Origin of the sequence: Roseomonas sp. CCTCC AB2023176, from assembly GCF_042259275.1 — a bacterium.
Taxonomy (GTDB): Bacteria; Pseudomonadota; Alphaproteobacteria; order Acetobacterales; family Acetobacteraceae; genus Roseomonas.
This window is the reverse complement of the sequence record NZ_CP170086.1, coordinates 881,381-895,044: the sequence shown is the minus strand read 5'-3', so window position 1 is coordinate 895,044 and position 13,664 is coordinate 881,381. Positions and strand designations below refer to the sequence as shown.

14 protein-coding genes are annotated in these 13,664 nt (G+C 72.2%); 10 read left to right on the top strand and 4 right to left on the bottom strand.

Annotation, left to right across the window (positions count from 1 at the left end; genetic code table 11):
* The first annotated feature begins 53 nt into the window (after positions 1–53).
* From ACE7GA_RS04525 to ACE7GA_RS04510, 4 genes are read left to right on the top strand one after another with little or no spacing between them, the layout of a single operon-like run.
* Entirely contained in the window at positions 54–398 is a 345-nt protein-coding gene (locus tag ACE7GA_RS04525) for an ArsR/SmtB family transcription factor (protein ID WP_376096246.1), read from the top strand.
* A complete protein-coding gene (locus ACE7GA_RS04520) occupies positions 395–967 on the top strand; it encodes an ArsI/CadI family heavy metal resistance metalloenzyme (RefSeq protein ID WP_376096243.1) in 573 nt (190 codons plus the stop codon). Before ACE7GA_RS04525 ends, ACE7GA_RS04520 begins: the two co-directional genes overlap by 4 nt.
* A complete protein-coding gene (arsC, locus tag ACE7GA_RS04515; RefSeq protein ID WP_376096240.1) occupies positions 964–1,395 on the top strand; it encodes an arsenate reductase (glutaredoxin) in 432 nt (143 codons plus the stop codon). Before ACE7GA_RS04520 ends, arsC begins: the two co-directional genes overlap by 4 nt.
* Positions 1,392–2,093, top strand: a complete 702-nt coding sequence (locus ACE7GA_RS04510; protein WP_376096237.1) for an aquaporin — start codon at positions 1,392–1,394, stop codon at positions 2,091–2,093. Before arsC ends, ACE7GA_RS04510 begins: the two co-directional genes overlap by 4 nt.
* Here the strand turns inward: ACE7GA_RS04510 and ACE7GA_RS04505 are convergent.
* The gene (locus ACE7GA_RS04505) at positions 2,063–3,580 is read right to left on the bottom strand and encodes an amidohydrolase family protein (RefSeq protein WP_376096234.1); all 1,518 of its coding nucleotides are present in this window, start codon (positions 3,578–3,580) and stop codon (positions 2,063–2,065) included. The two genes, ACE7GA_RS04510 and ACE7GA_RS04505, sit on opposite strands and share 31 nt — an antisense overlap.
* The gene (locus ACE7GA_RS04500) at positions 3,577–4,767 is read right to left on the bottom strand and encodes an amidohydrolase family protein (protein WP_376096231.1); all 1,191 of its coding nucleotides are present in this window, start codon (positions 4,765–4,767) and stop codon (positions 3,577–3,579) included. The genes ACE7GA_RS04505 and ACE7GA_RS04500 overlap by 4 nt, the downstream gene beginning before the upstream one ends.
* 491 nt (positions 4,768–5,258) lie before the next feature.
* Between ACE7GA_RS04500 and ACE7GA_RS04495 the strand changes: the two genes are divergently transcribed.
* From ACE7GA_RS04495 to ACE7GA_RS04470, 6 genes are all read left to right on the top strand, one after another.
* On the top strand, positions 5,259–5,633 hold the full coding sequence (locus tag ACE7GA_RS04495) for a VOC family protein (RefSeq protein WP_376096228.1): 375 nt from the start codon (positions 5,259–5,261) through the stop codon (positions 5,631–5,633).
* A 185-nt stretch (positions 5,634–5,818) separates the two neighbouring features.
* Positions 5,819–6,058, top strand: coding sequence for an acyl carrier protein (locus ACE7GA_RS04490; protein ID WP_376096225.1), 240 nt, complete (start codon positions 5,819–5,821; stop codon positions 6,056–6,058).
* 109 nt (positions 6,059–6,167) lie between these two features.
* Positions 6,168–7,439: a beta-ketoacyl-ACP synthase II gene (fabF, locus tag ACE7GA_RS04485; RefSeq protein WP_376096222.1), complete on the top strand. Its 1,272-nt coding sequence runs from the start codon at positions 6,168–6,170 to the stop codon at positions 7,437–7,439.
* A 16-nt stretch (positions 7,440–7,455) separates the two neighbouring features.
* Positions 7,456–8,481, top strand: coding sequence for an endolytic transglycosylase MltG (mltG, locus tag ACE7GA_RS04480; protein ID WP_376096219.1), 1,026 nt, complete (start codon positions 7,456–7,458; stop codon positions 8,479–8,481).
* A 28-nt stretch (positions 8,482–8,509) separates the two neighbouring features.
* Positions 8,510–9,388: a DMT family transporter gene (locus tag ACE7GA_RS04475; protein ID WP_376096216.1), complete on the top strand. Its 879-nt coding sequence runs from the start codon at positions 8,510–8,512 to the stop codon at positions 9,386–9,388.
* Between the two features lie 65 nt (positions 9,389–9,453).
* Positions 9,454–10,089: a hypothetical protein gene (locus tag ACE7GA_RS04470; RefSeq protein WP_376096213.1), complete on the top strand. Its 636-nt coding sequence runs from the start codon at positions 9,454–9,456 to the stop codon at positions 10,087–10,089.
* Positions 10,090–10,417: 328 nt separating this feature from the next.
* On the opposite strand, the gene ACE7GA_RS04465 is transcribed toward ACE7GA_RS04470, so the two are convergent.
* Both ACE7GA_RS04465 and ACE7GA_RS04460 read right to left on the bottom strand, forming a co-directional pair.
* Complete coding sequence (locus ACE7GA_RS04465) at positions 10,418–11,440, bottom strand: NAD(P)-dependent oxidoreductase (protein ID WP_376096210.1); 1,023 nt, start codon at positions 11,438–11,440, stop codon at positions 10,418–10,420.
* Positions 11,441–11,571: 131 nt separating this feature from the next.
* Positions 11,572–13,503 carry a BTAD domain-containing putative transcriptional regulator gene (locus ACE7GA_RS04460; protein ID WP_376096207.1) on the bottom strand — a complete coding sequence of 644 codons (1,932 nt, stop codon included), beginning with the start codon at positions 13,501–13,503 and terminating at the stop codon, positions 11,572–11,574.
* Between the last annotated feature and the right edge of the window lie 161 nt (positions 13,504–13,664).

The following is a 13,664-nucleotide window of genomic DNA, read 5'->3' as shown; positions in this document are numbered from 1 at the left end:
GTCACGAGATGACCCACGCTATTCGACAATCCTCGAAATATCGGAGGCCCGCCTTGGACTCTCCTCAAGCCGTCACCGCCCTCGGCGCCCTCGCGCACGAACACCGCCTCGCCGTCTTCCGCCTCCTCGTCGAACGCGGCCCCGACGGCCTCGCCGCCGGCCTCATCGCCGAGCGCCTCGGCATCCCGGCGTCCTCGCTCACCTTCCACCTGCAGCACCTGCTCCGCGCCGGCCTCGCCACGCAGCGCCGCCTGGGTCGCCACCTCATCTACGCCGCCGATTTCGGCGCCATGCGCGACCTCGTCGGCTTCCTCACCGAGAACTGCTGCGGCACCGCCCAGCCCGCTCTCTGCCCCCCGGCCTGCGCGCCGGCCACCCCCGAGAGGAGGATCGCATGAAGCGCATCCACGTCCACGTCTCCGTCACCGACCTGGACCATTCCCTTCGCTTCTACAGCGCCCTCTTCGCGACCCCGCCGACGGTCGTGAAGGACGACTACGCGAAGTGGATGCTCGACGACCCCCGCGTGAACTTCGCCATCTCCGCCCGCGGCGCCGCGCCGGGTGTGGAGCACCTGGGCATCCAGGCCGAGGACGAGTCCGAACTGGCCGAAGTCTTCACCCGCCTCTCCGCCGCCGAGGGCCCCGTCCTGGCCGAACCGGACGCCACCTGCTGCTACGCCCGCTCCGAGAAGCAGTGGATCGCCGACCCGTCCGGCGTGGCCTGGGAGACCTTCTGGACCCACGGCGAGAGCACGACCTACGGCCAGGGCGGCGCCATCGAACGCCTCGCCGAAGCCGAAGCGACGGCCTGCTGCACCCCGAGCGCCCTCGCGCCGCCTCGCGCCGCCGCGACCCCGCCTCCCGCCCCGCCTCCCGCCCTGCAGGACGCGGCCTGCTGCGCCGCACCCGTCGCGCCGCGTGCCGCCGCCCCCTGCTGCGTCCCGCACGCCGGGCAGCCCGCATGACGGTGACCATCTGGCATAACCCGGCCTGCGGAACCTCCCGCAACGTCCTCGCCCTCATCCGCAACAGCGGCGCAGAGCCGAGGATCGTCGAGTATCTCAAGACACCGCCCGACCGCGCGACGCTGGCCGACGCGATCGCCCGCATGGCCATCCCCGTCCGCGCCCTGCTGCGCGAGAAGGGCACGCCCTACGCCGAACTCGGCCTCGACGACCCCTCGCTGCCTGACGACGCGCTGCTCGACGCGATGCTCGCGCACCCTATCCTTATCAATCGCCCCGTCGTCTTCACCCCGCTCGGCGTCCGCCTCTGCCGCCCGTCGGAGACGGTTCTCGACATCCTCCCCGATCCGCAGCGCGCCGCCTTCGCGAAGGAGGACGGCGAAGCCGTGGTGGACTCCTCCGGCCAGCGCCTGGCGCGCGCGACGTGACCACTCCGCTCCCGCAGCGTGCCGTCGCCGAGGTCGTCGCGACCGCCCTCCTCCTCTCCGCCGTCGTCGGCTCCGGAATCATGGCCGAGCGCCTGTCCGGCGGGAACGTCGCGGTCGCGCTCCTCGCCAACACCATCGCCACCGCCGGCGCCCTCGTCGCGCTGATCCTCACCTTCGGCCCCGTCTCCGGCGCGCAGATGAACCCCGCCGTCACCCTCGCCCTGGCCGCAAGGCGCGCGTTGCCCTGGGCCGATGTCCCGCCCTACCTCGCCGCGCAGACCCTCGGTGCCATCCTCGGCGTCTGGCTCGCCCACGCCATGTTCGACCTGCCGATCCTGCAAGCGTCCACCACCGCCCGCACCGGCGCGGGGCAATGGACCGGCGAATTCGTCGCGACCTTCGCCCTGCTCTCCGTCGTCTGGGGCTGCGCGCGCCGCAACCCGGCCGCCGCGCCCGCCGCCGTCGCGGCGGTCATCACCGCGGCGTATTGGTTCACCTCCTCGACGTCCTTCGCGAACCCGGCCGTGACGATCGCGCGCGCCCTCTCCGACACCTTCGCCGGCATCCGTCCCGTCGACGCACCCGCCTTCATCGCAGCCCAACTCCTCGGCGCCGCGGCCGCGACGGCGCTGGATGCCTGGCTCGCCGGCGATACGCGCCGCGCGCTCTACGCCCCGGGACGCCGCTCCACCGGATAGGCGCTCGAAAAGATCTCCTCCACCGGCGGATGCCCGAGCGTCCGCCGCGGATACCCCGCCATCACCCGCCCGAACTGCGCCTGCGCCCGCGCCGTGAAATCCTTCCAGTCCACGCCGGGGATCGCCCCGCCCTGCACCGACGCCCGCCCCCCCACGATCACGGTCGAGCAGTCTGTCCCCCGCCCCGCGATCATCATCGTCTGGATCGGATCGATCACCTGCCCCAGATGCGGTGCCGACAGGTCAAACACCGTGATGTCCGCCATCGCCCCGACCGCCAGCCGCCCGAGGTCCGGACGCCCCAACGCATCGGCACCGCCCACCGTCGCCGCGTCGTAGTAATCCTCCGACCGGCACGCCATCGCGTCGCTCTCCACGACGCGGCACAGCATCATCCCCGCCTGCATGTTCGCGACCATGTCCGCCGGCCAGGTATCCGTCCCCATCCCCATCCGGATGCCCGTGCGCCGGTACCGCGCGAAACTCTCGATCACGTTCCCGCCCCGCGCCGAGACCAGCGGGCAATGAACGATCGCCGCGCCGCTATCCCGGATGATCTCCAGGTCCCGCCCCGGCCGCGACACGCGCGACGACCCCGACACGAAGGTCCCGTGCGGCAGCAAGGCCCATGGCCCGAGCGCCCCAAGACTCTCCAACCACTCCGGCGGACTCATCCCGCGCAGCCGCAGCACCAGCTCGTACTCGATCCGCGACTGGCAGCAGTGCTGCCGGAGCGGTACGCCCATCTCCCGCGCCGCCGCGGCACCGCGCCGCACAAGCTCTGGCGTACACGTCTCCACGCGATCCGGCGCCAGCATCGTCCGCACCAACCCGCCCGCGCGCCCCTCGAAGGCCTCGCAGAACCGCACGGCCTCGGCCAACCCCGCCAGCCCCCGCTCCTCGTCGAAGACGGTCCCGATCGTCCCGTCCGCCTCGACGACCTGATTCCCTGTCCGATACGCCGGCCCGAGATACACCCGCAGCCCCAGCCCCTCCGCGATCTCCCCGGCAGACGCGAACTCGTCCCAGGTCTCTCCCCATTCCCGGTAGAACAGCGATGCGATCGGCAACGCCGTCGTGATCCCGTTCCGCAGCAGGTGCGCGAAGGCGTAGCGCTTCTGGAAGACCAGCTCGTCGGTCGAAACCATCTCCACCGGCCCGCCCTCGACGTAGTCCCGCGGCCAGACCCGCCCCTTCTTCCAGGCCGGCCCGTTGTCGTAGCCGAGGATCGTCGTATCGAGGTCCGACAGCGCATCCAGGTCCACGAAGCCCGGCCCGATCAGCGCCGCGCCGTAATCCACGCGCCGCGCAACCTCCCCCGGAAACCCGTGCCCGACGAAGACGACGCGCTCCCCCTCGAACACCAGTTCTCCCTGCTCGAACAGCCGGTGCCGCCCGCCCACATGCCCGACGACCCACCGCGCCGTCAGCAGCGTCCTCCCGTCGAGCCGTCCCCACGGCAGCATTGGCGACGCCACGCCGCTCACGCCGCCCCCACCACCGCGACCCCGTTCTCCGCCACGATCCGCCCCCGCCGGATCACCATCCGATCCGCTGACCGGTCCACGACCAGCGACGCAACGCTCTCCGCGGGAAGCAGCACGAGGTCGGCCCAGCACCCGACGTCGAGGCCGTAACCCTCGACCCCCATCGCCGCCGCCCCGCCCTCCGTGCAGACGCGCAGCGCCATCTCCACCTCGTCGTCGCGCCGCAGGTTGTTGCGCAGGCCCAGGATCATCGCCCGCTCCAGCATGTCCCCGTTGCCGTAGGGGCTCCACGTGTCGCGGATCCCGTCATTCCCTGCGCAGACCACCACCCCCGCGCGCCGCAGCTTCGCGACCGGCGGCACGGGACGCGATGGCGCCCCCGTCGTCATGATCGCGATCCCCGCCGCCGCGACCGCCTCGATCAACCCATCCATCTCCGGCGCGCCGAGGCAGAAGGCGTGGCTCACCACCACCCGCCCGGCCATCCCCAGCGCCCGCGTGCGCTCGACGATCAACTCCATCGAGAACCCACCCATCTCGCCGGGCTCGTGCAGGTGGATGTCCACCGGCCGCCCGTGCTTCTGCGAGAGCCCGAACACCGCATCCAGGTGCCCCTTCGGATCGCGGTCCATCGAACAGGGATCGAGCCCGCCCACGACCTCCGCCCCCATCGCCAGCGCCTGGTCCAGCAGCTCCAGCGTCCCCGGCCGCACGAGCAGCCCCGACTGCGGGAACGCCACCAGTTCGATGAACTGCACGTCGCGCAGCGCGTCGCGCGTCGCCATCACGCCCTCGATGCCCCACATCCCGTGTTCGGTATCCACGTCCACGTGGCTGCGGATATGCGTGGAGCCGTAGGCCAGCGACCGCACGGCCTGGCGCATGGACTGCGTCCCCGGCTCGATCCCCAGGCGCCGCTTGTTCAGCCGCTCGTTGTCGATCTTGTCGATCAGCCGCGGCCCGACCTCGTTCCGGTACCACGGCAGGCCCAGCATGTTCTTGTCGAGGTGCGTGTGTGCCTCGACCAGCCCGGGGATCGCGATGCGCCCCGCGCCCTCGATCACCCGCGCGCCCTCCGGCGCCGCCAGCCCCGCCCCGACCGCCGTGATCCGCCCGCCCTCGACGCGGATGTCCGCCTCCGCCCCGCCCCAGGGCCGCACGCCCCGCACCAGCAGCACGTCGTCCATTCCGCCCATTCCCCGTTCCGTTACGGCGGACGATGCGGCGACCCGGTGCCGGGTGGAAGGGCGTCGCAGGCCGGTGACCGTGCTTGGCGAGGAAGGCCTCGGGATGCTCGGTCGCCGAACGATGCAACCCTCTCCGGGAGGCACCTACGGATCAAGGAAATTATTGACAGAAGGAGACAGGTGGCCTAGGTTCCGCTGCTCGCGTTCAGGGAGGCACGACGTGGACCCGTCCGCTCATCCCGCTGGGCACCGCCCCTCTCTCAGCAACGCGCCGTTCACCGTCCTGCCGCCGGCCGAGCCGCGAGCCTGTCTCCTGTCCGACGGCAGCGGGCCCGGGCGCCGGATCACCAGCGCGCCGCACCGATATCAGCCCCCAGGCGCTCTTCCCTGCCACCAGAACGCGCTGCTCGCCGGCGCGCCGCGGCCCGCCCCTGCCTTTTGTCCGAAGCCCGCCGACGGCCCGCGAACCCCGAAGCCGGGGCACCGCACCGGTGACTCCACACCCGCTCCGCGCCGAGCCCATGCTCTTCGTCACGGACCTCCCGGCGGCCCTCACCTTCTGGTCCCGCCTCGGCTTCGCCGAACGCTTCCGCTGGGGCGACCCGCCCACCTACGCCGGCATCGCCCGCGGCGGCGCCCACCTTGCCCTCCGCCACGTGGACCGCCACCCCTTCACGGCAGCCTTCCGGGCCGAAACCCCTCAAGCCCTGTCCGCGGTCATCACCCTGGACGACGCCGAAGCCCTGGCCCGTGAGTTCACGGCCGCCGGCTTCCCCGTCACCCTCCGCGACGAGCCCTGGGGCGCCCAGACCTTCATCCTGGCCGACCCCGACGGCAACCTCATCCTCGTCGCCGGCCGTGGCTGACCCGCGCCCCTTTGGTCCGAAAGGCGCCCGCGCCCCGGAAACGGGGGCGCCCCCGCCGCCTTGGACCCGTGAAACTTCCGTGTTAGACGCCCGCCCCACCAGCGGCCGGGGGGTCCCCTCCGCTGCGACGGATCATGGGCCCGGCACCCCATCGGGGCGGTTCGCCCACAGGAGAGACGAGCGCGATGAGCGAGACCGCCGAGAAGGTGAAGAAGATCGTCGTCGAACACCTCGGCGTCGAAGAGGGCAAGGTGGTCCCGGAGGCCTCCTTCATCGACGACCTCGGCGCGGACTCGCTCGACACGGTCGAGCTGGTCATGGCCTTCGAGGAAGCCTTCGGGGTGGAAATCCCGGACGACGCCGCCGAGAAGATCACGACCGTCGGCGACGCCATCAAGTACATCGACGAGCACAAGGCGGCCTGAGCCGCCCCTGGTGCGTTGAGGGGGGAATCCTGCCGGGACGCGGCATGATTCCCCTTTTCCGCATCGGGAGCCCGTTTCAGGACGCGGGAGAGCACCCTTGTTCGGCCACTTGACCACCCCGCGGCGCGTCGTCGTCACCGGCATGGGCATCGCCTGCCCCCTCGGCGTCGGCGTGGAACACGTCTGGAAGCGCATGCTCGCCGGCGAGTCCGGCATCGGCGCCATCCAGTCCTTCGATGTCTCCAACCTGCCCGCCAAGATCGCCGGCCAGGTTCCGGTCGGTACGCGCGCCGAGGGCGGTCTCGACCTCAACGAATGGATCCCGGTCAAGGACCAGAAGAAGATGGACCGCTTCATCCAGCTCGCGCTGGTGGCGGCCTCCGAAGCGGTCGAGGATTCCGGCTGGACGCCGGAGACGGAGGAAGATCGCTGCGCCACCGGCGTGATGATCGGCTCCGGCATCGGCGGCCTGCCCGCGATCTATGAGGGCGCGCAACTCGTCCTGCAGGGCAAGCACCGCCGCGTCTCGCCCTTCTTCATCCCCTCCGCGCTGATCAACCTCGCCTCCGGCCACGTCTCCATCAAGTACGGCTTCAAGGGCCCGAACCACGCCGTCGTCACGGCCTGCGCCACGGGCGTGCACGCGATCGGCGACGCCGCGCGCCTCATCGCCCTCGGCGATGCCGACGTGATGGTCGCGGGCGGGACGGAGGCCGCGGTGAGCGATATCGGCATGGCCGGCTTCGCTGCCTCCCGCGCGCTCTCCACCGCCTTCAACGACACCCCGCCCAAGGCGTCCCGCCCCTGGGACAAGGACCGCGACGGCTTCGTCATGGGCGAAGGCGCCGGCATCGTCGTCCTCGAGGAATACGAACACGCGAAGGCCCGTGGCGCGAAGATATACGGGGAGGTCATCGGCTACGGCATGTCCGGCGACGCCTACCACATCACCGCCCCCGCCGAGGGCCATGAGGGCGCCTTCCGCGCCATGCGCGCCGCCTTCAAGTCGGCCGGCATCACCCCCGCCGACGTGCAGTACATCAACGCCCACGGCACCTCGACGCCGCTCGGCGACGACCTGGAACTCGAGGCGGTCGAGCGCCTCTTCGGGGAGGACGCCAAGGGCGTCGCCATGTCCTCCACCAAGTCCGCCATCGGCCACCTCCTCGGCGCCGCCGGCGCCGTGGAGGCCATCTTCTGCCTCCTCGCGATGCGCGACGACGTGGCGCCGCCGACCCTGAACCTGGACGAGCCGTCGAAGGAATCGCCGATCGACCGCGTGGCCAACCACGCGCAGCCGCGGAAGATCGACACCACCCTGTCGAACTCCTTCGGCTTCGGCGGCACCAACGCCTCGATCATCTTCCGCGAGGCGGCCTGACGGCCAACTCAAGCGGATGTTCCGCTTCCTCCGGTTCCTGCTGGTCCTCGTCCTCCTGCTTGGCGGGGCCGTGGCGGCGGCCGGCGCCTTCGCCTGGTCCCGCCTCACCGCCGCGGGCCCGTTGACGGAGCAGAAGACCGTCGTCGTCCCCCGCGGCGCGAATACGGAGGGCATCTCGGAAGCCCTCCTCCGCGCGGGCGTCATAGACAGCGGCCCCTCCTTCACCATTGCCGCGTGGGCGACCCGCCCCGAGGGCCCGCTCCGCGCCGGGGAGTACGTGTTTCCCGCCCGCGGCTCCCTGCGCGATATCCTCGAAATCCTGCGCACCGCGCGCCCCGTGCAGCGCCGCCTGACGATCCCCGAGGGCCTGCTCGCCCGCCAGATCGTCACGCTCCTCGACCGCACGGAAGGCCTGACCGGAGAGACCCCCGCCATCGAGGAGGGCGCCGTCCTCCCCGAGACCTACGCCTATCAATGGGGCGACACCCGCGCCGCCGTCGTGCGCAAGGCCACCGCCGACATGGGGGAAACCCTGCGCGAGGCCTGGGCCGCCCGCGCCCAAGGACTTCCGCTGCAATCCGCCCGGGAAGCCCTGGTGCTCGCCAGCATCGTCGAGCGCGAGACGGGGCAAGCCAGCGAACGCGCGAAGGTCGCGAGCGTGTTCATTAACCGCCTGCGCCGCGGCATGCCGCTGCAGTCCGACCCGACCGTCACCTACGCCGCGACCGACGGCGCGACGCTCGACCGCCCGCCGACGCGCGCGGAACTCGACCGCGACCACCCCTTCAACACCTACCGCGTGCGCGGCCTGCCTCCAGGCCCCATCGCCTCCCCCGGCAAGGACGCCATCCGCGCGGTCACGCGGCCGGAGAACACGGACTTCCTCTTTTTCGTCGCCGACGGCACGGGCGGCCACGCCTTCGCCCGCACGCTGGAGGAACACAACCGCAATGTCGCGCGTTGGCGCGAGGGCCGCGAGGCCGCCCGCGCCGCGACGCCCGCAGCCGCCTCCACACCCGCCACGCCGGCGCCCGCCCGCTGATGCGGGCCCCTTCCGCCGCACCACACCGATGCCCCTGACCGGCTGGCCGCTCTGGTGGCGGCTGCTCGTCATCTCCGCGATGTGGGGCACGGCCTTCCCGATGCTCCGCTACGCCGCCGCGCACATGCCGCCCTTCGCGCTCTCCTTCGCGCGTGGCGTCGTCTCTGCCGTCGCGCTGCTGGCCTTCGCCTACGCTACAGGCGCCCTGCGCGGGCTGCGCGGCGGCTTCGTGCGGAACGGCCTCATCCTCGGCACCACCAATGGCTGGCTGCCGAACGTGATGACCGCAACGGCTGTCATCACGCTCGCCGCCGCCTCAGCTTCGCTCATCCAGTCCACGGCGCCCCTCTTCGTCGCCGTGCTGTCCTTCCTCTTCCTGCCGCAGGAACGGCCGACGCCGCGCACCTTCGTCGGGCTGGCTGTCGGACTGGTGGGCATCGCCGTCATCCTCGGTCCCGGCGCGCTGGCGGGCGGCGCGGGGCTGCTCGCCGGATTGCTGATGGTCGCGACGGCGCTCTCCTATGCCACGGGCACGGTCTATGTCCGCTGGTACCGGCCGGGTTCGCCCGTCGCGCTGTCCGCGGGGCAGCAGGTCTTTGGGGCGATCGGGGCGGGGCTGCTGAGCCTCTCCTTCGATGCCCCCGCCGCCTACGACCAGCGGTGGCTCGTCTGGGGCGCCGTCGTGTGGATCGGCATCCTGTCCTCCGCCGTGCCGCTTACGATGTTCCTCTCGCTCGTGCAGCGTGCGCGGGCCACGGACGCTTCCATGACGGGCTACCTGCAGCCGGTCTTCGCCGCCATCGTCTCGGCGATCCTGCTGGGAGAGGTGCCGGAAGCACGCGTCTTCGCCGGCGGCGCCGTCGTGCTGCTTGGCGTCTGGCTCGCGACGGGACGGCGCGACAGATGAGACCGGGACGCGGTTGATCCGCACCCCACGGCTGCGCGAGGTTCCGCGCGCCAAGAGGTCCCACCATGCACATCAACGGAGAGCAGGCGGATGTCGTCCGCCGGCGTGCCCATGAACTCGTCACGGGTGTCCTGCCCTTCACGCGCGGCGACCCGACTTATCAGAAGGTTTGCGCCGGATACTCGCCGGGCTACGGCACGTCCTGCACCTTCCTGCCGCACTGGATGCTGCTCCAACTCGGCGTGTCGAAGGACAACGACACGCGCGGGGTGAAGGGCACGCATCGTGGCCTCATCAACCGCGAGGACGCGTCGCGCGGGACGAAGATCGTCCCGGGCGACGGGGTCTCGGTCATCGCGAACAGCAAGGCCTTCGTCCGGCGCACCGCGGCGAACAAGGGCGCAATGCCGCAACGCGGCGACATCGTCATCATCCAGGCCGATCCGTACAAGCAATCCTACGAGCACGTCTTCGTCTTCCTCGGCACCATCGACGACGGGACCTGGGACACGGGCGAGAGCGGGCAGGCGCGCTCCAACGCGGACAACGGCGCCTTCGAGGCCCTGCGCAAGCAGCGCAAGGTGAAGGCGGGCGACGCGAAGATCATCGCCCTGGCCGCGGACGGGATCCCGGACCGCTACGTGCAAGGCTGGCTCGACATCTCCCTCCTCGACTACGTGCCGGAACTGCTGCCGCAGTGACGGCCGATGCCGGGCCGTAATCGTCCTGCCTTCGTTCGAGTGTTGCGCCTGGTAGCCCCGGAGGAAGGCGCTGCCTTCCTCCGGACCTCCATCCGCCAGGGGACGCGTCCCCTGGACCCCACTCTGTAAACGCCCCGGTTCGGAAGGTGGTCCCCACGCGGCGCAAGCGTGCGTGGGGACCACCTTCCAAGCCGGCGCATCCTTTACGGAACGCGGTCCAGGGGGCCGTTGCCCCCTGGTGGGTGGAGGGTCCGGGTGGAGGGCAAAGCCCTTCTCCCGGAGCAGTTGGCGCAACACCCGAACGCGACCAGGACGATCGCTCCCGGCATCAGTACCCGCGCGCCGGGTCCACGCGGTTCGGGGCTGGGCGGCCAGCGGCGATGGCGTCGAGGTTGGCGAGCAGGATGTCGAGCGTGCGGTCGTTGTACGTCGCTGGGTCGTCGGAGGACACGTGCGGCACGACCGTCATGCCCGGCGTGCGCCACAGCCGGTGACCGGGCGGCAGGGGCTCGGGCACCGCGACATCGGTGACGCAGCCATCGAGGTGTCCCGCGTCCAGCAGGTCGCAGGCCGCGTCCTGGTCCCAGACCGCGCCGCGCGACATGTTCAGCACCTTCGCGCCGCGGGCCAGCAGCGACAGGCGGCGGCGGTCGATCAGGCCGCGCGTCGCTTCCGTCAGGGGGCAGCAGAGGGCGAGGAACTCTGCCTCCGGCAGCACCGCGTCCAGGTCCTCCGTCGCACGGACCTCGTCGCAATCGGGGTGCGGCTCTGCGCGGGTGCGGATGCCCGTGACGCGCATGCCGTGGGCGCGTGCGTGCCGGGCCGCGGCGCCGCCGATCGTGCCAAGGCCGACGACGGCGAGGCGACGTCCGGCGAGGACGGAGCCGAAGCGCGGCTCCCAGCGTTTCGCGCGCTGCGCCGCGGCGATGCGCGGCATGCCCGCCGCGAGCATCAGCAGGCCCATCAGCGCGAACTCGCCGGCCTTGTCGGCATGCGCGCCGCGGTTGTTCAGCAGCAGCACGTGGGGCGGCAGCCAGTCGAAGGGCGCGAGGCGGTCGAGGCCCGCCGAGGTGCAGGAGATCACGCGGAGACGCGGCGCCATCGCGCGGAGATCGGCGCCCACGAGCCGGGCGCGGACCTGCTTCGTCCAGGTGACCAGCACCTGCGCCTCCCGGATCGCGGCGGAGAAGCCGGCGTCGTCCTCGGCGAGCGACACGTCGTGGTCGCCGCCGTGTCGGTCGAGCGCGGCGCGCCACTGGACCGGGGTGACGGCGAAGAGAGCCTCGCCGGGCAGGTTCTGGATGTGCACGCGCATCGCGGCAGGCAGCGCCGGCGCGGGGCCCCCGGTCAAGCCCTCGCGCGGAGGGCATCCCCGCCATGAAGCAGGTCCACACAGGACGGAATTGCCCGACGGGGTGGAGCCGGCTCTCGGGTGGCGGCCTGGACCCGTCGAGGCCGAACGTCGGCCCGGGACCGCGTCGTTCAGGTCTTCGGCGCGCCGGCGAGGAGCAGGCCCTCGGCGTAGGCCTCCCGGTCCTCCCGCCGGCGGAAGGGGTAGGTCCGGATGAAGTCGTGGACGTTGAAGCCGGGCTCCCGCTTCAGCAGGGCCTCGAGGAAGGTCTTGGCTTCCCGCCCCTGCCGCAGGTGGCCCATCGCCGCGAGGAGCGGCTTGTAGGCATTGGTGAAGTCCGGCGTGGCGCGGACCGCGCGGCGCCCCGCCAGCACCGCTTCCTGGAAGTCGCCGGCGAAGAAGTGGGCGATCGTGAAAACGGTGCCGAGGACGCGGTCGTGCGGGTGGTTCGGCGTGAGGCGGCGGTAGCGTTCGAGCCGGTTCAACGCCTCCGCGGGCCGGCCGAGATAGGTCTGGGTCGCCGCGGAGAGCGCGAGGACGGAGGCCTGGTTCGGGTTCAGCTCGAGCGAGCGCTCGAGGTAGTAGTTGCCGCTGTCGAGGTCGCGGTGGAGGAAGGACGACACGTGGCCGTAGACCGCGAGGGCTTCCGAGCTCTCCGGGTCGAGGCTGATGGCCAGGGCCGCCAGGCGCTCGGCCTCGTCCATCGCGGCGACCGGGTCGCGGGCCCAGCCCTGGCCGACCTGGAAGACGTGCCAGCGCGCGGCCCAGGCGGCGGCGGTCGCGTTGTCCGGTTCCCGCACCACGGCCTCGGCCAGCATTTCCCCGGCATGGGCGAAGGAGTCGGAGCGGAGCGTGTTGAGGAGCGGGATGGCGCGCAGCACGAGGTCCCCGACGGAGGTCGCGTGGGGACGGGTACCCTCGATATGCGCGATCGCCGGGGCGAGCCGGGCGACGAGCGCGAGCAGCGGCTCCCGCTCCACCTCCCCGACCGAGCCGAGGTCGAGCGCAAGGCGCGCGCTCCAGAGCGGTCGGGCGAGGCCCGAGACGTCGAGGAGGGAGAGGACGACCGCCCGTTCCCCCGACCGGCCTCGCACGGCGCCATCCACGACGTAGTCCAGGCCATGCGCCCTGAAGGCCGCCTCGGCCCCGCCGCCGCGCAGGTGCATGAGGGCGATCGGGGCGATGACGTCGAAGTCGCGAGACCGGGCGAGCTCGAGTGCGGTCTCCTCGGCATAGGCCAAGCCCAGTGCCTCGGTCTCGGCGGGCCCGGTTGCGGCGAAGGGCAGGACGCCGACCCGCGGGCGGCGGGGCGCCGCGGGATCCGCCCGCGCCGGCGCCGCAAGCAAGGCCGGAACCCCGCGGGCGACGAGCGCGCTGCCGCCCCGGATCTGCGCCGCGAGGTCGCGGGTCTCGGGCGAGGGATCGACCTCCAGCGCGCGGCGGAGGGCGGCGCGGCAGCGCTCGTACTCGGCCAGCGCGCGGGCGCGGTCGCCGGCCTCGGCGTGGAGGCGCATGAGGGTCCGCCAGGCCCCCTCCTGCGTGGGGTCGAAGGCGACGAGGCGCTCGGCGAGCGCGATCGCGACCTCCGGTTCGCCGCGGGCGCGTTCGAGGGCCGCCTCGCAACGGGCCCGGAAGCGCGCGGCCCAGGCCTCGCGCTCGCCGATGAGCCATTCGGAGAAGGCCTCGCCGATGTTCTCGAGGCCGTCGAGGAGGGGGGCGGTCCCGACGTCCGGGATCACGTCCTCTTGGTCGAGGGCGAAGAGGTCCACGGCCAGCGAGGCCGGTTCTATCCGAAGGCTGTCCCGGTCGGCGCGGAGGATCCCGGTGTCGCCGATCGCGCGGGAGAGTTCGGCGACCGCGCCGCGCAGGCTTCCCCGGGCCTCCACCTCCCCAGAACGTTCCCAGAGGAGGCTCGCGAGGCGACCGCGGCTGACAGGCCGGCCGCGGGCCAGGACGAGGAAGGCGAGGAGCGCGCGGCTCTTGCGGGTGGGGAGGGGCCGCTCCGCGCCGTCCGGACCGGAAAGGCGGACCGGGCCGAGCAGGGTGACGCCGACGGGCCGCACTGCGCACGGGGAGGGGCTGCCAGGCGTTCTGCCTGGCGAAGCGTCTTCCAGCAGGGCGCGATGGCTTCGCACGTCAGCCGTATGGTGATCGAAAGGGGCGTCCGGTAAAAGCGTCCCGGCAGGTGGGGCAGCGTCCCATTCGTGGCACGGCGGCCGGATGG

Excerpts from the sequence above, each read along its gene's own strand:
- ACE7GA_RS04520 (WP_376096243.1), top strand. The coding sequence starts at position 395 with ATGAAGCGCATCCACGTCCACGTCTCCGTCACCGACCTGGACCATTCC.
- arsC (WP_376096240.1), top strand. The coding sequence starts at position 964 with ATGACGGTGACCATCTGGCATAACCCGGCCTGCGGAACCTCCCGCAAC.
- ACE7GA_RS04500 (WP_376096231.1), bottom strand. The coding sequence starts at position 4,767 with ATGGACGACGTGCTGCTGGTGCGGGGCGTGCGGCCCTGGGGCGGGGCG.
- ACE7GA_RS04490 (WP_376096225.1), top strand. The coding sequence starts at position 5,819 with ATGAGCGAGACCGCCGAGAAGGTGAAGAAGATCGTCGTCGAACACCTC.
- mltG (WP_376096219.1), top strand. The coding sequence starts at position 7,456 with ATGTTCCGCTTCCTCCGGTTCCTGCTGGTCCTCGTCCTCCTGCTTGGC.
- ACE7GA_RS04475 (WP_376096216.1), top strand. The coding sequence starts at position 8,510 with ATGCCCCTGACCGGCTGGCCGCTCTGGTGGCGGCTGCTCGTCATCTCC.
- ACE7GA_RS04470 (WP_376096213.1), top strand. The coding sequence starts at position 9,454 with ATGCACATCAACGGAGAGCAGGCGGATGTCGTCCGCCGGCGTGCCCAT.